Consider the following 21,389-nt stretch of genomic DNA (forward strand, 5'->3'; position numbering starts at 1 on the left):
GGCGATGACGGCTGGTCCGTCCGGGCCGTCCGGCCCGCACGCCGCCGCGCCGGCGCTATGGGCGGCGGTGGCCGGCGTGGCCGCGCTGTCGGCAATGTTCACGTTTTCGCCGTGGCTGCACGCGCACGGTCTCTACCTGCGCGACGCAGTGCTGGCGGGAGAGTGGTGGCGCCTGGTGACCGCGATGTGGGTGCACCTCGGCTGGCAGCACTGGCTGGCCGACACGCTGGCCGCGGCCGGCCTGCTGCTGCTGGGCGGGGTGGCGGCGCGCACGCGCGCGCTGCTGGCCGTGCTCGCGGCATGCGGGCTGGCGGCGCAGGCAGCGTTGCTGCGCCTGCCTGAGGTGGCATGGTATGGCGGCCTGTCGGGCGCGCTGCATGGCCTGGCCGCGTGGACCGGGCTGCGGCTGCTGCAGCGGCCGGGCTGGCCGCGCGTGGCAGGCGTCGCGCTGTGCCTGGGCGTGCTGGTCAAGGTCTGGCTGGAGCAGTCCTGGCTGGCCGCGGTGGTGTTCGAGCCGGCCTGGGGCTTCGGCGTGGTGCGGGCCGCGCATGCGGCCGGTGCGCTGGCGGGACTGCTGCTGTGGCTGGCCGGGGAGTGGCTGGCCGCGCGCCGCGCTGCCTGAGCGGACGGCGGTCCGCGTCGGCGCGCAGGCAGCACCGTGCCCGCCGGTGGCCTGGGCCGCCGCGGGCGCGACGTCTCACCGGCGCCGGCGCAGCAGGAAGGCCAGCAGGCCGGCTGCCGCCAGCAGCGCGGCCGTCCAGGGCGGCACCGCACCGCCACCACCGCCGCCGCCGCTGGCCGCAGGGGCGGGAGTGGGGGTGGAGGGGGTCGACTGGACGCTGCCCGCGGCCGTCACCGCGCCGAAGGCATCGAGCAGGCCGGCGCCGCACGCGCCGCTGTTGGTCGCGCAGAAGGTGTTGCCCGGGAAGGCGCGTGCCGAGCTCTTCAAGGCGCTGGCGACCTGTGCCGGCGTCAGCGCACCGTTCGCGGCCAGCATCAGCGACACCACGCCGGTGGTCATCGGCGCGGCGAAGCTGGTGCCCGCCGAGCCGACCAGGTTATAGCTGCCGGCAGTGGTCTGGCCGCTGTTGGACAGCGTCAGGACCCAGGAGGGCGAGGAGCAGTTGCCGCTGGAGTCGGCCTGCGAGACGCCGCAGCCTCCGCCCGGGGCGCTCAGCGCCACCTGCGAGCCATAGCTTGCGTAGCTGGCCTTCTCGCCGTTGTTGACGTGCGCCGTGACCGCGATCACGCCACTGCAGTCGCCTGGTGCTTCCACCGCGCCGCCGTTGTTGCCGGCGGCGGCGATCACCACCACGCCCTTGGCGGTCAGGTCATTGACGGCCTGCTGCTCGATCTGGCTGCAGGTGCCTCCGCCGAGGCTGATATTGATCACGCGCGCGGGGTTGGCGTTGTTGGGCACGCCGGGCACCGACAGGCCGCCGGCCCAGCGCATGCCGTCGACGGTGTCCGACAGCAGCGCGCCGCACTGGCCGGCCACGCGCACCGGCACGATGCGCGCGTTCCAGTCCACGCCCGCGATGTTGCTGTTGTTGTTGGTGACGGCGCCGATCACGCTGGCCACGCGCGTGCCGTGCCAGCTGCTCGGCGTCAGCGTCGGGCTCGACGAACTGGTTCCGGGGCAGGTGTAGTTGGCCGGAATGTAGTCGCCCGGATCGGTGGCGTCGTTGCTGCGCGTGGCGCCGTTGGCGCTGACGAAGTTGTAGCCGGGCAGCAGCAGGCGTGCGGCCAGGTCGGGGTGGGGCAGGTAGCCGGTATCCACCACGGCGACGACGATGCTGCTGCTGCCCTGGGTCACGTCCCAGGTCTTGGGCAGGTTGGCGGCACCGGCCTGCGCGCTCGGTGAGCCCATGTAGAGGGCTTGGGGATACTGGCCGGAAGCGTAGTAGGGATCGTTCGGCGCCGTGTCGGTCACGTGCAGCCAGCGGTCGGGCACCACTTCGGCGATGCGTGGGTCCTGGCGCAGCTTCGCCGCGGTCGCCTCGGGATCCGTGCTGCCCCCGGCGACGCTCATCAGCTGGTAGCTGCCGCCCATCTGCCGCTTGACCGAGAGGCCGACGCCGGTGTTCTGCTGGATCTGCAGCATGCGCTGCGAATCGCCGGTGGCGCTGCTTGGGCTGGTGCTGCTGGTGCTGCCGTCGCGCCAGCGCACGATGAAGTTGCCGCTGTAGCGGACGGCGGCGCTGGAAGCGCCCGTGCCGGAAGCAACGGTGCTGCCGTCCGCGGCGCCGGCAGCTGGCGCCAGCAGGGCGGCCGCGACCGTCGCGGCGGCCACGGCGGCGGCCTGACCCAGGCGCCGGCGCCATGGCGCGGCCACGTCGTGTCTGCTGCTGGAAGGGGCCCACGATGTGCTTTGCATCTTCTTCTCCTTGCTCCCTGGCAATGTGCTGTCCTGCATGCCCTACGTGTCCTGCGCCAGCACCTGGCCGGCCTCCCGGGTGGTGCTGCCCGTCGTGCGCATCCCGGCTCCCGGCATGCTGCGGCGCCTCGCTGTGCGCAAAGCGCGCCGACGGCAGCCAGCGGGATATGACAAGCCGGTGACCGGCCCGTGACAAGCCGGCGTGGCGGTCAGTCCGGTGGCATCTCGCGTGTTTTCGGCATTTCGCGGTTAGGCTTGAGCAGGCGGTCCGGCTCGGCGACTTCCACGCGCGGCGCAGCGCGCAGGCGTTCGAGCGCCTGGTCGAGCGTGGCGTCGGCGTTATCGCTGATGGCGGTGACCAGCCAGACGCCGCCGGACATCGGGCGCTTGACGACGAAGCGCGCCGGCCCCTGGATCTCGGCCAGCAGCTTGCCGGCCTCGACCGAGTCGTTCACGGCGGGCGGGCGGAAGCGCACCATGATGTCGCCGAGCGAGCGATCGGCGGTGATGCCGCCGGGCGGCGGCGGCACGGGCTTCGACTGGGCCTGGCAGCCCGTCAGGCCACCTAGTGCCAGCGCCAGGGCCAGGCCCAGGGCACCGGTGAGCAGCGGGCGGACCAGCTTGCGGGTCGACATGGTTCGGATCTCCTGAAGGGGGGTAGGGGGCGCCGCGGTGGCAGCGGCGTCGGCCGGGTCAGACGGCGGCCCGGCGCGGGCGGCGGCCGTCCTTGCTGCCGTGGGTGGCGCTGCCGCCGCGCGCGCCTTGCGCCAGCATTTCTTCGGCATGCTGCAGCGTGGTCGCTGTCACCGTGGCGCCGCCCAGCATGCGCGCCGTCTCGTCGACGCGTCCGCCGGCATCGAGCACGCGGATATGCGAGCGCGTGACCGCGCCGCCGGGGCCGGATGTGGTGGCCTTGCTGACCAGCAGGTGGCTGCCGGCCTGCGCCGCCACCTGGGGCAGGTGGGTCACGCACAGCACCTGGCGGCTGCGGCCGAGCTCCTGCAGGCGGCGGCCGACCACCTCGGCGACCGCGCCGCCGATGCCGGCATCGACTTCGTCGAAGATCAGGGTGGGGGTCGGCGCGGCCTCGCTGGTGATGACCGAGATCGCCAGGCTGATGCGGGCCAGCTCGCCCCCCGAAGCGACCTTGGCGAGCGGGCGCGGGCTGACGCCGGCGTGGCCTGCCACCAGGAACTCGACCTGCTCCAGGCCGTGGCTGAGCCCGTCCTCGAGCGGGTGCAAGGCCACGGCGAAGCTGCCGCCCGCCATCGACAGGCCCTGCATGGCCTCGGTGATGGCGGCCGACAAGGCCGCGGCGGCCGCCTTGCGCGCATCGCTGAGGTGATGCGCGATGGTCAGGTAGGCGGCGCGCGCCGCGGCTTCGCGTGCCATCACCTTGTTCAGGTCCTGCGCGGCCTGCAGGTCGTCGAGCTGCTGGCGGCGTGCCTGCAGCTCGGCGGGCAACTGCTCCGGCGGCAGCCGGTACTTGCGCGCCGTCGCGTGCAGTGCCTGCATGCGCTCCTCGACCGCCTGCAGCCGCTCCGGGTCGAGTTCGAGGCGGTCCACGTAGCGGGTCAGCGAGTGGGCGGCTTCCTCTGCCTGCACCTGGGCGGGCTCCAGCGCCGCCAGCACGTCGCGCAGGGCCGGGTCGATATCGGCCAGCTGGCGCAGCCGCTGGACGATGGTATTGAGGCCGGACAGCACCGAGCCATCGGCTTCGGAGAGTGCGTCGAGTGCGGCGCGGCCGCCGTCGATCAGGCCGGCCGCGTGCGACAGGCGGTTGTACTCGGACTGGATCTCGTCCCACTCGCCCGGCAGCGGTGCCAGCTTGTCGAGCTCGCCGACCTGCCACTCCAGGCGCTCGCGCTCCAGCTGCATCTCGCGCGACTGCTGCTCGACCGTCTCGCGCTGGCGCACGCAGGCGCGCCAGGTGCGCCAGGCCTCGGCCACGGCGCCGGCCTGGGCCGTCAGCCCGGCATGGGCGTCCAGCAGCAGGCGCTGGGCATCGGGACGCAGCAATTGCTGGTGGGCATGCTGGCCATGGATGTCGACCAGCTGGTCGCCGACCTCGCGCAACTGCGCCAGCGTGGCGGCGGCGCCGTTGATGAAGGCCTTGCCACGGCCGCTGGCGTCGACCGTGCGGCGCAGCAGCACGGTGCCGCGCTCGTCGCCCTCGCCAGCCAGCTCGCGTTCGCCGAGCCAGGCATCGAGCGCGGGGTGCGTGGCGAAGGTGGCGCTGACGCTGGCCCGTGCCGCGCCTTCCCGCACCACGCCGGCATCGGCGCGCTCGCCCAGCACCAGGGCCAGCGCATCGATCAGGATCGACTTGCCGGCGCCGGTCTCACCGGTGAAGACGGTGAAGCCGGCGGAGAAGTCGAGGTCGAGCGCGTCGACGATGACGAAATCGCGGATGGAAAGGCTGCGCAGCATCGTTCTGGGTGGCGGGTCAGGTGCAGGTCAGGTGCAGGTCAGGTGCAGGTCAGGTGCAGGTCAGGTGCAGGTCAGGTGCGAGCAGGGGGCGGAAGGCGAGGCGGCTCAAAGGCGATTGTCTTCCGACGGATACTCGTGCCAGTGCAGCTTCTTGCGCAGCGTGGCGTAATAGTTATAGCCGACCGGATGCAGCAGCTTGATGGTCTTGTCGGAGCGGCGCACCACGATGCGGTCGCCGGGCAGCAGCGAGGTCAGCGACTGCATGTCGAAGTTGACGCTGGCGTCGCGCGCGGTGGCCACCTCGATGGTCACCTCGGCATCGTGCGGCAGCACGATCGGGCGGTTGGACAGCGCGTGGGGTGCGATCGGCACCAGCACCAGGCCGGACAGCGTGGGATGCAGGATCGGGCCGCCGGCCGACAGGGCGTAGGCGGTGGAGCCGGTCGGCGTGGAGACGATGAGGCCGTCCGAACGCTGGTTATACATGAAATAGCCATCCACCGAGACGGCCAGCTCCACCATGCCGGAAATGCCGGAGCGGTTGACCACCACGTCGTTGAAGGCCAGCGCCGAGAAGATCTGCTCGTCGTCGCGCACCACGCGCGATTCCAGCAGCATGCGCGTCTCCGCCTCGTAGCGGCCGGCCAGCATGTCGGGCAGCACCGACTGGACGTCTTCCAGCGGGATGTCGGTCATGAAGCCGAGCCGCCCGTGGTTGACCCCGATCAGCGGCACGTCGTGGCCGGCGAGCTGGCGGGCGATCCCCAGCAGCGTGCCGTCCCCGCCCAGCACCACCGCCACGTCGGCCTCGCGGCCGATCTCCTCCGGTGCCAGCGCCGGATAGCCGGTCAGGCCGGTGGCCAGCGCGGTATCGCGCTCGAACACCACGTCCTGGCCGTTCTTGAGGATGCAGGAAGCCAGCTCCTCGAGCCGCGCCTCGATGCCGGCAGTGGAGTAGCGGCCGATCAGGGCCACGGTGCGGAAGGGCGCGCGGGCGGCGCCAGGCTTGGGGTGTGCGGACATGCCGGGATTAGACCATACCGCCGTGACCATTGTCAGCATGGCCTGCCGCCGCGGCGGCAGGCCGTTGCGCGATACGCCCCATCCGGTAAAAGTTGCGTAAAATCGGGGCACTATGGATGAACGTTCGAAAACGCTGCTCAAGACCCTGATCGAGCGCTACATTGCCGAGGGGCAGCCGGTCGGCTCGCGGACCCTGTCCAAGTACTCGGGGCTGGACCTGTCGCCGGCCACCATCCGCAATGTGATGTCCGATCTGGAGGAGATGGGTTTCATCTCCAGTCCGCACACTTCGGCGGGCCGCGTGCCCACGCCGCGCGGCTACCGTCTGTTCGTCGACTCCATCCTGACCACCAAGGCGCCCGAGGGCACGCCCGCCCGCAGCGAACTGGCCGAGCTGATCCAGGACCAGCTCAGCGGCCAGCAGCTGGCCCCGCAGCGTATCCTCAGCAGTGCCGCGCGCACCCTGTCCAACCTGTCGCACTTCGCCGGCGTGGTGATGACGCCGCGGCGTGCCCAGGCCTTCCGGCAGGTCGAGTTCATGCGCCTGTCGGCCAAGCGCATCCTGCTGATCATCGTCACCCCCGAGGGCGATGTGCAGAACCGCATCATCCAGACCGAGCTGGCGTATACCCCGGCCCAGCTGGTGGAGGCGGCCAATTTCTTCAACTCCCACTACGCCGGCATGAGCTTCGACGCCGTGCGCGACCACCTGCGCGGCGAACTGCAGGCGCTGCGCCTGGACATGTCGCAGCTGATGCAGGCGGCGGTGCAGGCGGGCAGCGACGCCATGGCCGAGGAGGATGAGCAGGTCTTCATTTCCGGCGAGCGCAAGCTGCTGGAGGTGGAGGACCTGTCGTCCAGCATGGACAAGCTGCGCCGGCTGTTCGACGTGTTCGAGCACAAGACCAGCCTGCTGCAGCTGCTCGATGTATCCAGCCATGCCGAGGGCGTGCAGATCTTCATCGGCGGCGAGAGCCGGCTGGTGCCGCTGGAGGACATGGCGATCATCACCGCACCCTACGAGGTCGACGGGCAGATCGTCGGCACGCTGGGCGTGATCGGTCCGACCCGGATGGCCTACGACCGCGTGATTCCCATCGTCGACATCACCGCCCGGCTGCTGTCCAGCGCACTCAGCCAGAGTTGACGTTCGTCCCGTGCCGGCGCGCGGCGACCGGCCGGGCCCGTACCCGGCGCGCGCGGGCGCGCCAAACCGGAATTGACATGACGTTTTCGCCAGAACCGGCCTACCAGCACGGCCAGGTGACGCGTACCGCGATCCTGCTGGTCAACCTCGGGACCCCGGACGCGCCGACGCCCAAAGCGGTAGGGCGCTACCTGAAGCAGTTCCTGTCCGATCCGCGCGTGGTCGAGATTCCCCGCGCCGCCTGGCTGCCCATCCTGTACGGGGCCATCCTGCCGCTGCGCTCGCGTGCTTCGGCGCTGAAGTATGAGTCGATCTGGCTGCGCGAGGCCCATATGACGGGTTCGCCGCTGCTCGTATACAGCGAGCGCCAGGCGCACGCCCTGCAACTGCTGCTCAACCAGCATGGGCACGAGGTGACCGTGGCCTGCGCGATGCGCTACGGCAACCCGTCGATCGCGTCGGTGATGGAAGCGCTGCGCCGCCAGGGCGCCGAACGGGTGCTGGTACTGCCGATGTATCCGCAATACTCGGCCAGTACCACCGCGACCGCCTTCGACGAGGCCTTCCGTGTGCTGGCCGCCTGGCGCAACCAGCCGGAGCTGCGCCTGGTCAAGCATTTCCATGACCATCCGGCCTATATCGGCGCGCTGCACCAGCAGGTCGGCGCCTATTGGGCCCAGCACGGCATGCCGGACTTCGCGCGCGGCGACAAGCTGATCCTGTCCTTCCACGGCCTGCCGCGGCGCATGCTCGAGCTGGGCGATCCCTATCACTGCGAATGCCTGAAGACGGGGCGGCTGCTGGGCGAGGCGCTGGGCCTGCAGCCCGGGCAGTACCAGGTGACCTTCCAGTCGCGCTTCGGCCGGGCGGAGTGGCTGCAGCCCTATACCGCGCCCACGCTGCGCGAACTGGGCCGGGTCGGCGCCGGCCGCGTCGACGTGTTCTGCCCGGGCTTCCCGGCGGACTGCATCGAGACGCTCGAAGAGATCGCCATCGAGGGGATGTCCGTGTTCCGTGTGGCCGGCGGCAAGGATTTCCATTTCATTCCCTGCCTCAACGATGCGCCGGCCTGGATCGCCGGCCTGGCCGAGATCGCCTTGCAGCACCTGCAGGGCTGGGATCTCCGTGCGCCGCATCCGCACGAACTCGAAGCCCGGCGCACGCGTGCCCAGACCCGGGGGGCTGCCGCATGAATGTCAGTTTCGAGCCGGAGGCACGGCTGCGCATCGACAAGTGGCTGTGGTGCGCGCGCTTCTTCAAGACCCGCTCGCTGGCAGCGGAGGCTGTCGAGCGCGGGCGGGTGCAGGTCAACGGTCAGGGCTGCAAGAGCTCACGCGAGGTGCGGCCGGGCGACACGGTGGTGTTGGAGGCGCATGGACAGCGTTGGGAAGTGCTGGTGAAAGGCATCGCGGCGGCACGCGGGCCGGCGCCGGTGGCGCAGTCGCTCTACGCCGAGAGCGAAGCCAGCCAGGCGCGTAGGCAGGCCGAGGCGGAGCGCCGCCGCCTGCATAGCGAACCCGCCGCGCAGTGGCACGGCAGGCCGACCAAACGCGATCGGCGGCGCATCGACGGACTCGGAGACTGAGACGGATCGTGCCGACCCGCTCAGCGCAGGTGCTGCACGATATAGTGCTTGAAGATGGCCTTGCCGCTGCCGTATTCGGTGTCGCGCGGCGTCAGCGCGCCGGACGCGCAGATGAAAACGGTCATCGCCGACAAGGCGGCGAGCAGGCAGATCGCGATGACAGGCAGTTTATGCATGGCAATCCCTTCGGCATGGACCCGCAGGCAATGCATCCGCGCCCCCCGTTATTTTTATCACTTTATTCAAAACCATCTTAGTAGGTGCGGTGCAGCATGGCAACACGGCGTTGATTGCACTGGACGGGGCTTTGTAACCGCGTGTTTCAACGGCTGCCGGCGCGACTCTTGAAAATCGCCCGGCTGCCTCCAGTTGGGGGTTAGACTTGCCGATTGACCTCCCAACGGCCGCGCCAGGCGCGTGCCGTGCTTTATTTACGGATCGACATGGAAGAACATAAGCAGACGCCATCCCCGACGACGCCCGCGGGCGAGGACACCAGCAACGCGGCGCCGGCCCAGGCCGAGGCCGCCGTGGTGGAGGATGTGGCGGCACAGATCGCCGCTCTCGAGGCCAAGGCGCGCGAGCACTACGACATGTACCTGCGCGCGACGGCCGAGGGCGAGAACATCCGCCGCCGTGCCCAGGACGACGTGTCCAAGGCCCACAAATTCGCCATCGAGAGCTTCGCCGACTACCTGCTGCCGGTCATGGACAGCCTGCAGGCGGCGCTGGCCGACGGTTCGGGCGACATCGCCAAGCTGCGCGAAGGCGTGGAACTGACCGCGCGCCAGCTCAGCAATGCCTTCGAGAAAGGCAAGGTTGTCGAACTCAACCCGGTCGGTGAAAAATTCGACCCGCACAAGCACCAGGCCATCTCGATGGTGCCTTCGGAGCAGGAACCCAATACGGTGGTGGCGGTGCTGCAGCGCGGCTACCTGATCGCCGATCGAGTGCTTCGTCCGGCACTCGTTACGGTGTCCGCCCCGAAGTAAGCCACGCGCAGGGCGCGCCGGTCGCGCCGCGGCGCGGGCGCCCCGCGGCGCCAGCAAGACGCCCGGTGCCGGCAGGCCCGGGCGTTTTTTCATGCCGGTCGCCGCCTCGGGCGGCTTTTCCCCGGGAGGGAATCCCATGTGCAGCGACACCAGCCGGCCCGATCGCCGCGAGCAGCGCGGAGGTCCCGAGCATCTCGACCATCGCGCCTTCGACCTGCTCGCCATGCAGGAAGTGGACGGGAGCACCATCGATGCAGCCCTTGCCGCTGCCGGCGAGCGGATGGTCTGCCTGTTCTGCTGGGGCGTCGATTGTTTTAACTGCGAGATGGCCAAGCGGGCCATGCTGGCCAATCCCGAGCCGATCCGGGCGCTCGATCTCCGTTGGCTGCACGCCAATGTCTATGCGCATCCCGAACTGGGGCAGCGCTTCGGCCTGCATGGCATTCCGGTCTTCCTGTTCTTCGAGGGCGGCAGGAAACTCGGACGGGCCACCGGCTGGCACGGCCACGGCCAGTTCGCCGCCGCCGTCGCCAATGCGCGCCTGAAGGCCGCCGGCAAGCCGCTCGCCGGCTGAGTGCCGCGGTTCAGCGCGACAGCGCGTAGCCGATGCGGAACTGCCAGGGCGTACGGCGGTTATAGTCCAGCAGGTCTTCGCCATAGCCGACGAAGTACTGCGCCATCAGGTAGCCGGCGGTGCCGGGGATCAGCCGTGCCAGCGGGTAGGTGGCGCGGGCTTCGAGGCTGCCGTAGTCGCTGCGCGTGCCCTTGCGCAGGATGGCGGCGAGCTCCCAGTCGTCGGGTTTGCCGTAGGCCAGGTGCAGGTCCATGTAGCCCCGGTAGCGGCCGATGTCGGCGTTGTCGCTCTTCTCCAGGTAGTAATAGAGCTTGGGAGCCACGCGCCAATGCCAGGCGGCCTGGTCCCCGAGGAAGAAGGTCGGGGTGACGAAGACGGTGTTGATGCTGCGCGACTGGGCGCCATCGCGCCCGTTTGATTCGTGCTCCAGCCCGGTGGCCAGCGACAGCCGCGACAGCAGCGGACCCTTGACCCCGGTGTCGGACAGGTAATAGAAGACGCTCGGCCGGTAGCTGGTATCGCGGAACGGGGCCGACGGCTGGGACAGGTCCCAGATCGAAGTCTGCGTGTAGGCGAAGTACAGATTGTCGAGCAGGCGGCGCGAGGCCGGATCCTTGCCTTCGAAGATGCGGTACTTGAAGCTGAGCTGGAACTTGGCATTGGCGCCGTCATGCGCCCCGAGCAGCAGATACATCGGCTCATGGACGGAAAGCCGGGCGTTATCGCGCAGGTCGGCCGGCGTCGGTGCGGGCGCGCCCTGGGCCACCACCGGCATGGGCGCGGCGGTGGCTGGTGCGGTGGGGCCAGCGGCCGCCGGGCCGGCCCGTTCGTCCGGCTGCGATGCCTGGTTCAGGGTGACCAGTACCGGCGCGGCGTCGACGCCGACCACGTCGAGACGGACCTGGCCACGCAGCGTGGACGGCCAGGCCGCGGCGTAGTCCACCGTGTGGCTCTCCCCCTGGCGCAGCCTCAGCGTGGCTGCGCCGCCGCCGTTCCGGCGCAGTGTCAGGGTCTGCGGCGCCTGCATCTCGCCGGCTGCCATGACTTCCAGCGTATCAGGGATGGCGTAGAGGCGGCTGCCCTGGTCGGCGCGGATCAGCAGCGTCAACTGCAGGGGCCGGGTGCCGTCGACGACCCGGGGCGGTTGCAGCAGGGAAACGGCGGCGGCGCCGGCCAGCGGCCAGCCGCCGAGCAGCAGGGTGAGCAGGGCGGCGTGCGCGCCGGGGAAGTGCCGGGAGGGGCGGTGCGCTTGCGAAACCCCGAGACATGATTTCCTGGTCATATATCGGATCCGCCACGCCCGGCCGGGGAGGCGCAGCCACGGCGGCAGGTTGCAATGGGCGCAAGCGTAACATGGCCGCGTTGCGGTGCACTCAGGGACCGTGCACCCGGTGCGATGCGGGCTCAGCGGCCGGCGCGGCGCCGGATGCTGTCGACGTAGCGCTCGCCGTCGGGCGGCTGGCCGGTGCGCTGCGCCTGCCACAGCATCTCGCCCAGGCATTCCATGATCTGGTGCTGGGCCTCGTGCGGCGAATCCAGCCGCTGCGACAGGGTCTCGTAGGCCTGGCGGATGCCGGGCGGCTGGTCGATCGAGACCTGCTCCGAGATGGACAGGTGCATCGACAAGTGGAGGAAGGGGTTGGTCTGTCCGCGTTCCGGCGTGAACTGCTCGGCCAGCGCGCCTTCGGTATCGCTGAGCAGCGCGTGGTACTCGGGGTGCTGCTCGATCCAGTCTGCCGCGATGGCTTCCAGCGGCGTCAGGACAGTGCCTTCGGTGTGCTTGCGCCAGGCGTCGCAAAAGAACCGGCGGACTTCTTCTCGAGAGGGATTGAACATGGTGGCGCTATTGTAGACGAGCGGCGCCGGCCGCGCCGGCACCGAGCGTGGGCAGCGGTGCGCGCCGGTAGAATGCAGGGCGGTGCAATCCCGGCGCAATCCCGGTGCAATCCCGGCGCGCATATCCCGCCGGTCCGCGCCACCCGTTCCCTGGCCGCTTGTCCATTGCCACCGCCACCGCCACCGCCACCGCCACCGCGCCGATGACCCGTTCCCCCCTTGCCGCACCCGTCGCGCCCGGCGACAAGCGCGCCGGCGTCCTGCTGATCGCCGTGTCCGCCAGCGCCTTCGGCGCGATGGCCATCTTCGCCCGCTTCGCCTATGCCTCCGGCGCGGATGTCTACGGCCTGCTGGCGGTGCGCTTCAGCCTGGCCGCCGTGGCGCTGGTCGCGGTGATGCGCGCGCGCGGCATCCGGCTGCCGCCGCGGCGGCGCGTGCTGGCGCTGGCAGCGATGGGCGGGATCGGCTACGTCGGCCAGTCCTTCTGCTTCTTCTCGGCGCTCAACCATGCGCAGGCGAGCCTGGTGGCGCTGCTGCTGTATCTCTACCCGCTTTTCGTCACGCTGCTGGCGGCGGTGTTTCTCCAGGAGCGGCTGACTGCCGCCACCGTGTCCGCCTTGCTGCTCTGCTCGGCCGGGGCCGGGCTCACGGTCGGGGGCGGGCAGGGCAGCGCGCTGGGCATCGGCCTCGGCCTGGCGGCGGCATTGATCTACTCCGCCTACATCGTGGTCGGCGCCCGCCTGACCGCAGGCGTGCCGCCGCTGGCGACCACCACCGTGGTCTGCGCGGCGGCGGCCCTGGTGTACGGTGCGGCCGGCCTGCTGCGCGCGGCGGCCGGGGTGCCGCCGCGCTTCCCGGGCGACCTCGGTGGCTGGCTGGCGCTGCTGGCGATCGCGTTGTTGTCGACGGTGCTGGCCATCCTGACGTTCTTCGCCGGGCTGCAGCGCCTCGGCGCGGCGCGGGCGTCGATGCTGTCGACCCTGGAGCCGGTGGTCACGGTGGTGCTGGCAGCCCTGCTGCTGGGCGAGCAGGTCGGCTGGACCCAGGCGCTCGGCGGCACCCTGATCCTGGTCGGAGTGCTGTGGCTGGCACGCCGCGGGCAGGCCGAGGGCGTGCAGGGCGGCCGGCGTGCCGCCAGCAATCAACAGAATTGAATCCCTTGCTCAAAGCGCTTGTCGTGGTACGCGCGGGGGCTTGGGTACAATGCACGCTTTCCCCCTTTCCTACAGGAAACAGCGCATGACGCGGATCGATCAGGCCGCCCTGGCCCAACTCTTCACCGAAGCCCGCACCCACAACGAGTGGCAGGACCGCCATGTGGATGATGCCGTGCTCCACGAGATCTACGAAGCCATGAAGTTCGGCCCGACCGCGGCCAACGGCTCGCCCGCGCGCATCGTCTTCGTCAAGAGCGCCGCCGAGAAGGCGCGCCTGGTCGAGTGCGTGTCGCCCGGCAACGTGGACAAGACCCGCTCGGCGCCGGTGACCGCCATCATCGCCTTCGACAATGCCTTCCACGACCAGCTGCCCAAGCTGTTCCCCCACGCCGATGCGCGCTCCTGGTATGCCGGCCAGCCGGAGAAGATCGCACGCGACGCGCTGATGAACAGCTCGCTGCAGGGCGGCTACTTCATCCTGGCCGCTCGTGCCATGGGCCTGGACTGCGGCCCGATGGGCGGCTTCGACGCGGCCAAGGTCAATGCCGCTTTTTTCCCGGACGGTAAGTGGTCGGTCAACTTCCTGTGCAACCTCGGTTATGGCGAGGCCGACAAGCTGTACCCGCGCAATCCGCGCCTGTCGTTCGACGAGGCTTGCCGCATCGTCTGAAGCGGCACATCGCCAGGTAGCAAAAAGACCCGCTGAGAGCGGGTCTTTTTGCATCCGGCCTCAGGCCTCGGGCCGTCAGCCCTTCGGCGCTTCGGTCTTCTCGCGGAACTCGCACAGCGGCTCGATCACGCAGTGCCAGCATTCGGGCTTGCGCGCCTTGCAGACGTAGCGGCCGTGCAGGATCAGCCAGTGGTGGGCATCGTGCAGGAACTCATGGGGCACCACCTTCAGCAGCTTCTGCTCGACCACGTCGACGGTCTTGCCGACGGCCAGCCCGGTGCGGTTGGCGACGCGGAAGATGTGGGTGTCGACCGCGATGGTGGGTTCGCCGAAGGCGGTGTTCAGCACCACGTTGGCGGTCTTGCGCCCGACCCCTGGCAAGGCTTCCAGCGCGGCGCGGTCGGCCGGCACCTTGCTGCCGTGCTGCTCGACCAGGATGCGGCAGGTCTGGATGACATGCTTGGCCTTGGTCTTGTAGAGGCCGATGGTCTTGATGTAGTCGGCCAGGCCTTCTTCGCCGAGCGCCAGCATCTGCGCCGGCGTGTGCGCCACCGGGAACAGCCGCCGCGTGGCCTTGTTCACGCCGACGTCGGTGGCCTGGGCCGACAGCAGCACGGCGATCAGCAGTTCGAACGGCGAGCTGTACTCCAGCTCGGTGGTCGGCGTCGGGTTGGTTTCGCGCAGGGTTTCGAACAGGGCGCGGCACTTGGCGGCGTTCATGAGGCGGTCTTCTGGTTGTCAGTCGGTCTTGTCGCTGCGCTCGCCGGCCCCGTCATCGGTACCACCGGCGGTACCGCCGACGCCTGGCGTTGCCGCAGGGGCAGGCGGCTGCGCGCCTGCTGCGAGGCGGGCGCGGCGGGCTTCGGCGGCATCGATCTGGGCCTGCACGCCGGCCGGCACGTTTTCGGTGTTGCGCGGCTTGGCCGCGAGCTGCTTCTCGCGCGCGCGGGCGATGGCGGCTTCGATGATGGCGCGCTTGCGCGCCTGGGCGGCACGCTCCGCCTCGTCCTGCGCGGCTTCCTGGGCCAGGGCTTCCAGCTTGGCGGCGGCCTTGGCGGCCAGACGTGCCTCGTTCTCCTCGCGCTCGCGCACCAGGCGCACGCCCCTGGCACGGTAGCGTGCCAGCGCCTCGCCGGCGAGCTGCGGGGACCAGGCGGCCCAGCCGGTGCGCTCGCCGGTGACCGGCACCATGTCGATGCAATCGACCGGGCAGGGCGCCACGCACAGGTCGCAGCCCGTGCACCAGTCGGGCAGCACCGTGTGCATCTGCTTGGGGGCGCCGACGATGGCATCGACGGGGCAGGCCTGGATGCACAAGGTGCAGCCGATGCAGCGGCTCTCGTCGATCACGGCCACGGCGCGCGCTTGTTCGTGGCCGCGCGCCGGGTCCAGCGGCAGCACCGGCCTGTCCAGGGCGGCGGCCAGCCGGGCGATGCCCTCGGCGCCGCCGGGCGGGCAGCGGTTGCAGTCGGCTTCTCCCCGGGCCATGGCTTCCGCATAGGGACGGCAGCCGTCGAATCCGCACTTGGTGCACTGGGTTTGCGGCAGCAGGGCCTCGAGGCGGTCGGCGAGGGTCGGGGTGTGACGGGTCACGGCGCTTGGTCGGGTGGTGGGGCAATCGGTTCAGCGGGCGGACGGCCCGCCTTCTGCTCGGGCGGGCGCGGCCGCGCCGCAGGGATTATCCCCGATTTCGCCGCGGCGCAGAAACCACGAAGATGCGCGCTTTACGCGGCGGACCGGCAGATCGCCTGTGCCATAATCCGCGCATCCAGTGATTCGATCCGGCATGGCAAACGAGACCAGAACCAAGAGAGACCCCGAAGGAACACGGCGCCGCATCCTGGCCGCGGCCACCGAAGAATTCGCCAAAGGGGGGCTGGCAGGGGCCCGTGTCGACCAGATCGCACGCCGCGCGGAAACCAACGAGCGGATGCTGTATTACTACTACGGCAGCAAGGAAGGCCTGTTCCTGGCGGTGCTCGAGCGCCAGTACGCCGAGTTCCGCGCGGCCGAGGAAGCGCTCCATATCGAAGACGAGGATCCGGTGGCCGGCGTGCGCAAGCTGGCGCGCTTCATCTGGGATTGGTACTACGAGCATCCGGAGTTCATCCGCCTGGTCAACAGCGAGAACCTGCACGAGGCGCGGCACCTGAAGGAGTCCGCGCATCTCCACCAGCTGATCAACCCGGTGGTCAAGGTGCTGGAGCACATCGTCGCGCGCGGCCAGCGCCAGGGCCTGTTCCGCGCGCAGGTCGATGTCTCCCAGCTCTACCTGACCATCTCGGCGCTGGGCTACTACGTACTCTCCAACCGCTACACCATCAGCGCGGTGATCGGGCGCGACATCGCCGCCCAGGACGAGCACGAGCGCTTCATCGCGCTGCACACCGAGATGCTGCTCGCCTACCTGATGCACAAGTGAATTGAAATGGAAAACGCCCGCGCGGGGCGCGGGCGTTCCGGGTGCGTCGGCGTCGGCAACGGCTGCTGCTGCTTCCGCTGCCGCTGCCGCGTCTCCGCTCAGCGGTACTGGCGGATGAAGTCGCGCAGCTCCGGGTAGATGTTGTCGCGCCAGCGGCGGCCCGAGAAGATGCCGTAGTGGCCGCACTTCTCCGCAGTGATATGCCGCTTGTGCGCATCGGGGATGCCGCTGCACAGATCATGCGCGGCAGCGGTCTGGCCGGCGCCCGAGATGTCGTCCAGCTCGCCCTCGATGGTCAGCAGGGCCGAGGTCTTGATGTCCTGCGGCCGCACCGGCTCGCCCTGGATGTCCCAGGTGCCGTTGGCCAGCCGGAACTCCTGGAACACTTCGCGGATGGTGTCGAGGTAATACTCCGCCGCCATGTCCAGAACCGCGTTGTACTCGTCGTAGAAGCGCACATGGGCCTCCGCGTCGTCGGCGTCGCCCTGGATCAGGCTCAGGTAGTAGTCGTAGTGCGAGGTGACGTGGCGGTCCGGGTTCATCGCCACGAAGCCGGCGTGCTGCAGGAAGCCCGGATAGACGCGGCGGCCGTGGCCCGGATAGTTGGCCGGCACGGTATCGATCACATTGTTCTCGAACCAGGAGAAGGACTTGTTGGTCGCCAGCGAGTTGACCGCGGTCGGGCTGCGGCGCGCATCGATGGGGCCGCCCATCATCGTCATGGTCTTGGGCGTGGCTTCACCGGCCGAGGCCATCAGCGAGATCGCCGCCAGCACCGGGACGGTGGGCTGGCATACCGAGATCACATGCAGCTGTTCCGCGCCGATGTGGCGGATGAATTCCTGGATGTAGCGGATGTAGTCGGCCAGGTGGAAGGGCCCGTGATCGATCGGCACCATGCGCGCGTCGACCCAGTCCGTCACGTAGACCTTGTGGTCCTGCAGCAGCGTGCGCACGGTGTCGCGCAGCAGCGTGGCGTGGTGGCCGGACAGCGGCGCGCACACCAGCACCACCGGCTCGTCCTTGAGCAGCTTGATGGTGTCGGGATCGTCCGCATAGCGCTTGAAGCGCACCAGCTTGCAGAACGGCTTTTCGACGATGGTCTGCTCGACGATGGGAATCTCGCGCCCGTTGGAACGCACCGATTTGATGTCGAAGGCGGGTTTCTCGTAGGCCTTGCCCAGGCGGTACAGCAACTCATAGCCGGCGGCCAGCCGGGTCGCGCCCGGCATCAGCGACATCGGGCTGAGGGGGTTGGTGAAGGTCTTGGCGGTCGCCTGCGCCCATGCGGTCAGCGGGTGCAGCATCGAGCGCTGGAACTCGTGGAGTTGGTAGAGCATTCCGAATACCTGTCAGGCTTGGGGGTATCTGTGTCCGGAGGGCGGAATCGCGCGGGCGGGCAGCAGTTTCCTGGCTGTGTTTAGCGATAAACTGGCGGCCGGAAAATCCGACCGCTGAGTCGATTATGCGCTCAAACGCACGATCGTGCGATGCAGCATATACCCTAGGGTAGGCGCGCGTCGAGACAATGCAATCGAGCACATGGATGAGGAGGCTGCGCCAGAAGCATGACTCCTGTATGGAGGCCGGGTGGCGCGAAAGACAAAAAAGGCGGCCGAAGCCGCCTTTTTTGCAGGAATGCCCGCGGAGTGGTGCTTACATCACTGCGGCGATCGCATCGACCACCGCATCGATGTTGCGGCTGTTCAGCGCGGCTACGCAGATGCGGCCGGTGCCGACGGCGTAGATGCCATGCTCGTTGCGCAGGCGGTCCACCTGGGCGCTGTTCAGGCCCGAGTAGGAGAACATGCCGCGCTGGTCCTTGACGAAGGAGAAGTCGCCCGGCACACCCTTGGCGGCCAGCTTGTCGACCAGGGCATGGCGCATCAGCTTGATGCGGTCGCGCATCTCGCCCAGTTCCTGCTCCCACATCGCGCGCAGTTCCGGGCTGTTCAGCACGTTGGCCACCACGGTGCCGCCGTGGGTCGGCGGGTTGGAATAGTTGGTGCGGATCACGCGCTTGACCTGCGACAGCACGCGTTGCGCCTCTTCCTTGCTGGTGGTGACGATCGACAGGGCGCCGACGCGTTCGCCGTACAGCGAGAAGCTCTTCGAGAAGGAGCTCGAGACGAAGAACGACATGCCGGAGTCGGCGAACAGGCGCACGGCGGCGCCATCCGGCTCGATGCCCTCGGCGAAGCCCTGGTAGGCCATGTCGAGGAAGGGGATCAGGTTGCGTTCCTTGACCACTTCCACCACCTGCTTCCACTGCTCAGGCGACAGGTCGACGCCGGTCGGGTTGTGGCAGCAGGCATGCAGCACGATGATGGTGTTGGCCGGGTAGGACTTCAGCGACTCCATCATGCCGGCGAAGTTCAGGCCGTGGGTGGCAGCGTCGTAGTAGGCGTAGTTGACCACGGGGAAGCCGGCCGCCTCGAACAGCGCGCGATGGTTTTCCCAGCTCGGGTCGCTGATGGCGACCTTGGCATCCGGATAAAGGCGCTTCAGGAAGTCGGCGCCGATCTTCAGCGCGCCGGTGCCGCCGAGCGCCTGGGCCGTCACCACGCGGCCTTCGGTGATCAGCGGGGAGTTCTGGCCGAACAGCAGGGTCTGCACGGCCTGGTCGTAGGCGGCGATGCCTTCGATGGGCAGATAGCCACGCGGCGTGGCGTTGGCCAGGCGTGCCTTTTCCGCCTCTTGCACGGCGCGCAGCAGGGGAATCTTCCCTTCGTCGGTGAAGTACACGCCGACGCCCAGGTTCACTTTGTGGGCACGGGTATCGGCGTTGAAGGCTTCGGTCAGGCCCAGGATCGGATCGCGCGGGGCCATCTCGACGGCAGAAAACAAACTCATTTGCGGTCTCTTGGTCAGCTATGGAACAAAACGGGAAGGCGTAGAATGCTTCGAGCTGCGCTGCGGCATGCGGCAGGCCCGTCTTGAAACGGAGCTGCCAATCCCGAGATTCTAGCGTATCCGCCCATCCCCTGAGGTTTTCCGTCACCGCTTATGTCCAATCTTGCCGCGGTCGCCCCCGACCTGGACGAGGAGAAGTTCGTCACCTTTCCCGGTTCGCCGTTCCAGCTCTACCAGCCTTTTCCGCCCGCCGGCGACCAGCCGGCAGCGATCGCGGGGCTGGTCGAGGGCATCGAGGACGGCCTGTCGTACCAGACGCTGCTGGGCGTCACGGGCTCGGGCAAGACCTTCACCATGGCCAACGTCATCGCGCAACTGGGGCGTCCGGCCATCATCTTCGCGCCCAACAAGACGCTGGCGGCGCAGCTCTATTCCGAGTTCCGCGAGTTCTTTCCGCGCAATGCCGTCGAGTACTTCGTCAGCTACTACGACTACTACCAGCCCGAGGCCTACGTGCCGCAGCGCGACCTGTTCATCGAGAAAGACTCCTCGATCAACGAGCATATCGAGCAGATGCGGCTGTCCGCCACCAAGAGCCTGCTGGAGCGGCGTGACACCGTGATCGTGGCGACCGTGTCCGCCATTTACGGTATCGGCAACCCGAACGAATACCACCAGATGATCCTGACGCTGCGGGCCGGCGACAAGATCAGCCAACGCGACGTCATCGCCCGCCTGATCGCCATGCAGTACACGCGCAACGAGACGGATTTCCAGCGCGGTACCTTCCGCGTGCGCGGCGACACCATCGACATCTTCCCGGCCGAACATGCCGAAATGGCGGTGCGGGTCGAGCTGTTCGACGACGAGATCGACTCGCTGCAGTACTTCGATCCGCTGACCGGGCGCGTGCGGCAGAAGATCCCGCGCTTCACCGTCTATCCGTCCAGCCACTATGTGACGCCGCGCGAGACCGTGCTGCGTGCCATCGAGGATATCAAGGTCGAGCTGCGCGAGCGGCTCGATTTCTTCTACAAGGAGAACCGGCTGGTGGAAGCGCAGCGGCTGGAGCAGCGCACCCGCTTCGACCTCGAGATGCTGTCCGAGCTGGGCTTCTGCAAAGGCATCGAGAACTACTCGCGCCACCTGTCGGGCGCCAGGCCGGGCGAGCCGCCGCCCACGCTGGTCGACTACCTGCCGCCCGACGCCATGATGTTCCTGGACGAGTCGCACGTCCTGATCGGCCAGCTCAACGGCATGTACAACGGCGACCGCGCGCGCAAGACCACGCTGGTCGAGTACGGCTTCCGCCTGCCTTCGGCGCTGGACAACCGGCCGCTCAAGTTCGATGAGTTCGAGGGCAAGATGCGCCAGGTGGTGTTCGTTTCCGCCACGCCGGCGCAATACGAGCAGGAACATGCCGGGCAGGTGGTCGAGCAGGTGGTGCGGCCGACCGGGCTGGTCGATCCCGTCATCCTGGTGCGGCCGGCCACCACCCAGGTCGACGACCTGCTGTCCGAGATCCACCAGCGCGTCAGCGCCGGCGACCGCGTGCTGGTGACCACGCTGACCAAGCGCATGGCCGAACAGCTCACCGAGTTCCTGTCGGAAAACGGCGTCAAGGTGCGCTACCTGCACTCGGACATCGACACCGTCGAGCGCGTGGAGATCATCCGCGACCTGCGCCTGGGCACGTTCGACGTGCTGGTCGGCATCAACCTGCTGCGCGAAGGCCTGGACATCCCGGAGGTGTCGCTGGTGGCCATCCTCGACGCCGACAAGGAAGGCTTCCTGCGCGCCGAGCGCTCGCTGATCCAGACCATCGGCCGCGCCGCGCGCAACGTCAACGGCACCGCCATCCTGTACGCGGACCGCATGACCGATTCGATGCGGCGGGCCATCGGCGAGACCGAGCGCCGCCGCGCCAAGCAGATGGCCCACAACGAAGCCCATGGCATCACGCCGCGCGGCGTGGTCAAGCGCATCAAGGACATCATCGACGGCGTCTACGATGCCGGCGAGGTGCGCGCCGAGCTGCAGGCCGCCGAGGAGCGCGCGCGCTACGAGGACATGAGCGAGAAACAGGTCGCCAAGGAGATCAAGCGGCTGGAAAAGCAGATGCTCGACCACGCCAAGAACCTGGAATTCGAGAAGGCGGCACAGGTGCGCGATCAGCTGGCCGAGCTCAAGCGCCGGGTATTCGGCGCCAGCGGCGACGAGCAGGGCGTGCCGGCGGTCCGTTAGCAGGCGCGGTAAAATCCCGGCCTGCCGGTGTGCGCCGCCGGGCCACGGCCTGCCTTGTCCTAGCCGCTTTCGGCGCTTT

21 protein-coding genes are annotated in these 21,389 nt (G+C 68.9%); 10 read left to right on the forward strand and 11 right to left on the reverse strand.

What is annotated here, in order from left to right:
* Positions 1 to 4: 4 nt before the first annotated feature.
* Positions 5 to 622 (forward strand): rhombosortase, encoded by a 618-nt coding sequence (rrtA, locus tag BKK80_RS07805; protein ID WP_071068818.1) that lies wholly within the window; start codon positions 5 to 7, stop codon positions 620 to 622.
* Positions 623 to 697: 75 nt separating this feature from the next.
* On the opposite strand, the gene mprA is transcribed toward rrtA, so the two are convergent.
* From mprA to BKK80_RS07830, 4 genes are all read right to left on the reverse strand, one after another.
* Positions 698 to 2,377: an MprA protease, GlyGly-CTERM protein-sorting domain-containing form gene (mprA, locus tag BKK80_RS07810; protein ID WP_084545513.1), complete on the reverse strand. Its 1,680-nt coding sequence runs from the start codon at positions 2,375 to 2,377 to the stop codon at positions 698 to 700.
* A 209-nt stretch (positions 2,378 to 2,586) separates the two neighbouring features.
* Positions 2,587 to 3,012 carry a hypothetical protein gene (locus BKK80_RS07820; protein ID WP_071012072.1) on the reverse strand — a complete coding sequence of 142 codons (426 nt, stop codon included), beginning with the start codon at positions 3,010 to 3,012 and terminating at the stop codon, positions 2,587 to 2,589.
* 58 nt (positions 3,013 to 3,070) lie between these two features.
* Entirely contained in the window at positions 3,071 to 4,807 is a 1,737-nt protein-coding gene (gene recN, locus BKK80_RS07825; RefSeq protein ID WP_071037212.1) for a DNA repair protein RecN, read from the reverse strand.
* Between the two features lie 105 nt (positions 4,808 to 4,912).
* Positions 4,913 to 5,830: an NAD kinase gene (locus tag BKK80_RS07830; protein WP_071012076.1), complete on the reverse strand. Its 918-nt coding sequence runs from the start codon at positions 5,828 to 5,830 to the stop codon at positions 4,913 to 4,915.
* Between the two features lie 112 nt (positions 5,831 to 5,942).
* Between BKK80_RS07830 and hrcA the strand changes: the two genes are divergently transcribed.
* The 3 genes from hrcA to BKK80_RS07845 all read left to right on the forward strand — a co-directional run bounded on the left by hrcA (position 5,943) and on the right by BKK80_RS07845 (position 8,562).
* Positions 5,943 to 6,977 (forward strand): heat-inducible transcriptional repressor HrcA, encoded by a 1,035-nt coding sequence (hrcA, locus tag BKK80_RS07835; RefSeq protein WP_071012077.1) that lies wholly within the window; start codon positions 5,943 to 5,945, stop codon positions 6,975 to 6,977.
* A 77-nt stretch (positions 6,978 to 7,054) separates the two neighbouring features.
* Positions 7,055 to 8,170, forward strand: a complete 1,116-nt coding sequence (hemH, locus tag BKK80_RS07840) for a ferrochelatase (RefSeq protein WP_071012079.1) — start codon at positions 7,055 to 7,057, stop codon at positions 8,168 to 8,170.
* A complete protein-coding gene (locus BKK80_RS07845) occupies positions 8,167 to 8,562 on the forward strand; it encodes an RNA-binding S4 domain-containing protein (protein WP_071068820.1) in 396 nt (131 codons plus the stop codon). The genes hemH and BKK80_RS07845 overlap by 4 nt, the downstream gene beginning before the upstream one ends.
* A gap of 20 nt (positions 8,563 to 8,582) precedes the next feature.
* Here BKK80_RS07845 and BKK80_RS37055 read toward each other — a convergent pair whose 3' ends face one another.
* Positions 8,583 to 8,738 (reverse strand): hypothetical protein, encoded by a 156-nt coding sequence (locus BKK80_RS37055; protein ID WP_167366668.1) that lies wholly within the window; start codon positions 8,736 to 8,738, stop codon positions 8,583 to 8,585.
* Positions 8,739 to 9,005: 267 nt separating this feature from the next.
* On the opposite strand from BKK80_RS37055, the gene grpE reads away from it, so the two are divergent.
* Both grpE and BKK80_RS07860 read left to right on the forward strand, forming a co-directional pair.
* A complete protein-coding gene (gene grpE, locus BKK80_RS07855; protein WP_071012084.1) occupies positions 9,006 to 9,554 on the forward strand; it encodes a nucleotide exchange factor GrpE in 549 nt (182 codons plus the stop codon).
* 223 nt (positions 9,555 to 9,777) lie between these two features.
* Positions 9,778 to 10,128 carry a thioredoxin family protein gene (locus tag BKK80_RS07860; RefSeq protein ID WP_418235893.1) on the forward strand — a complete coding sequence of 117 codons (351 nt, stop codon included), beginning with the start codon at positions 9,778 to 9,780 and terminating at the stop codon, positions 10,126 to 10,128.
* Between the two features lie 10 nt (positions 10,129 to 10,138).
* Here the strand turns inward: BKK80_RS07860 and BKK80_RS07865 are convergent, their stop codons facing one another.
* Together BKK80_RS07865 and BKK80_RS07870 are read right to left on the reverse strand one after the other, a co-directional pair.
* Positions 10,139 to 11,410, reverse strand: a complete 1,272-nt coding sequence (locus BKK80_RS07865) for a phospholipase A (RefSeq protein ID WP_071068822.1) — start codon at positions 11,408 to 11,410, stop codon at positions 10,139 to 10,141.
* 122 nt (positions 11,411 to 11,532) lie between these two features.
* Positions 11,533 to 11,964 carry a DUF1841 family protein gene (locus BKK80_RS07870; protein ID WP_071016234.1) on the reverse strand — a complete coding sequence of 144 codons (432 nt, stop codon included), beginning with the start codon at positions 11,962 to 11,964 and terminating at the stop codon, positions 11,533 to 11,535.
* Between the two features lie 203 nt (positions 11,965 to 12,167).
* Here BKK80_RS07870 and BKK80_RS07875 point away from each other — a divergent pair, with 203 nt between their 5' ends.
* Together BKK80_RS07875 and BKK80_RS07880 are read left to right on the forward strand one after the other, a co-directional pair.
* Complete coding sequence (locus tag BKK80_RS07875) at positions 12,168 to 13,118, forward strand: DMT family transporter (RefSeq protein WP_071016236.1); 951 nt, start codon at positions 12,168 to 12,170, stop codon at positions 13,116 to 13,118.
* Positions 13,119 to 13,203: 85 nt separating this feature from the next.
* The gene (locus BKK80_RS07880) at positions 13,204 to 13,791 is read left to right on the forward strand and encodes a malonic semialdehyde reductase (protein ID WP_071012089.1); all 588 of its coding nucleotides are present in this window, start codon (positions 13,204 to 13,206) and stop codon (positions 13,789 to 13,791) included.
* A gap of 75 nt (positions 13,792 to 13,866) precedes the next feature.
* Here BKK80_RS07880 and nth read toward each other — a convergent pair whose 3' ends face one another.
* Together nth and rsxB are read right to left on the reverse strand one after the other, a co-directional pair.
* Positions 13,867 to 14,511 carry an endonuclease III gene (gene nth / locus BKK80_RS07885; protein WP_071012091.1) on the reverse strand — a complete coding sequence of 215 codons (645 nt, stop codon included), beginning with the start codon at positions 14,509 to 14,511 and terminating at the stop codon, positions 13,867 to 13,869.
* 18 nt (positions 14,512 to 14,529) lie between these two features.
* Positions 14,530 to 15,384, reverse strand: coding sequence for an electron transport complex subunit RsxB (gene rsxB / locus BKK80_RS07890; protein ID WP_083384010.1), 855 nt, complete (start codon positions 15,382 to 15,384; stop codon positions 14,530 to 14,532).
* A 193-nt stretch (positions 15,385 to 15,577) separates the two neighbouring features.
* Here rsxB and BKK80_RS07895 point away from each other — a divergent pair, with 193 nt between their 5' ends.
* Positions 15,578 to 16,213, forward strand: a complete 636-nt coding sequence (locus tag BKK80_RS07895) for a TetR/AcrR family transcriptional regulator (RefSeq protein WP_071012092.1) — start codon at positions 15,578 to 15,580, stop codon at positions 16,211 to 16,213.
* 98 nt (positions 16,214 to 16,311) lie between these two features.
* Here the strand turns inward: BKK80_RS07895 and BKK80_RS07900 are convergent, their stop codons facing one another.
* Positions 16,312 to 17,553, reverse strand: a complete 1,242-nt coding sequence (locus BKK80_RS07900) for a polyhydroxyalkanoate depolymerase (RefSeq protein WP_071012094.1) — start codon at positions 17,551 to 17,553, stop codon at positions 16,312 to 16,314.
* A 316-nt stretch (positions 17,554 to 17,869) separates the two neighbouring features.
* Positions 17,870 to 19,066: an amino acid aminotransferase gene (locus BKK80_RS07905; RefSeq protein WP_071012096.1), complete on the reverse strand. Its 1,197-nt coding sequence runs from the start codon at positions 19,064 to 19,066 to the stop codon at positions 17,870 to 17,872.
* 153 nt (positions 19,067 to 19,219) lie between these two features.
* On the opposite strand from BKK80_RS07905, the gene uvrB reads away from it, so the two are divergent.
* Complete coding sequence (uvrB, locus tag BKK80_RS07910; RefSeq protein ID WP_071037209.1) at positions 19,220 to 21,310, forward strand: excinuclease ABC subunit UvrB; 2,091 nt, start codon at positions 19,220 to 19,222, stop codon at positions 21,308 to 21,310.
* The last annotated feature ends 79 nt before the right edge of the window (positions 21,311 to 21,389 follow it).

It is taken from the genome of Cupriavidus malaysiensis (genome assembly GCF_001854325.1).
Taxonomy (GTDB): Bacteria; Pseudomonadota; Gammaproteobacteria; order Burkholderiales; family Burkholderiaceae; genus Cupriavidus; species Cupriavidus malaysiensis.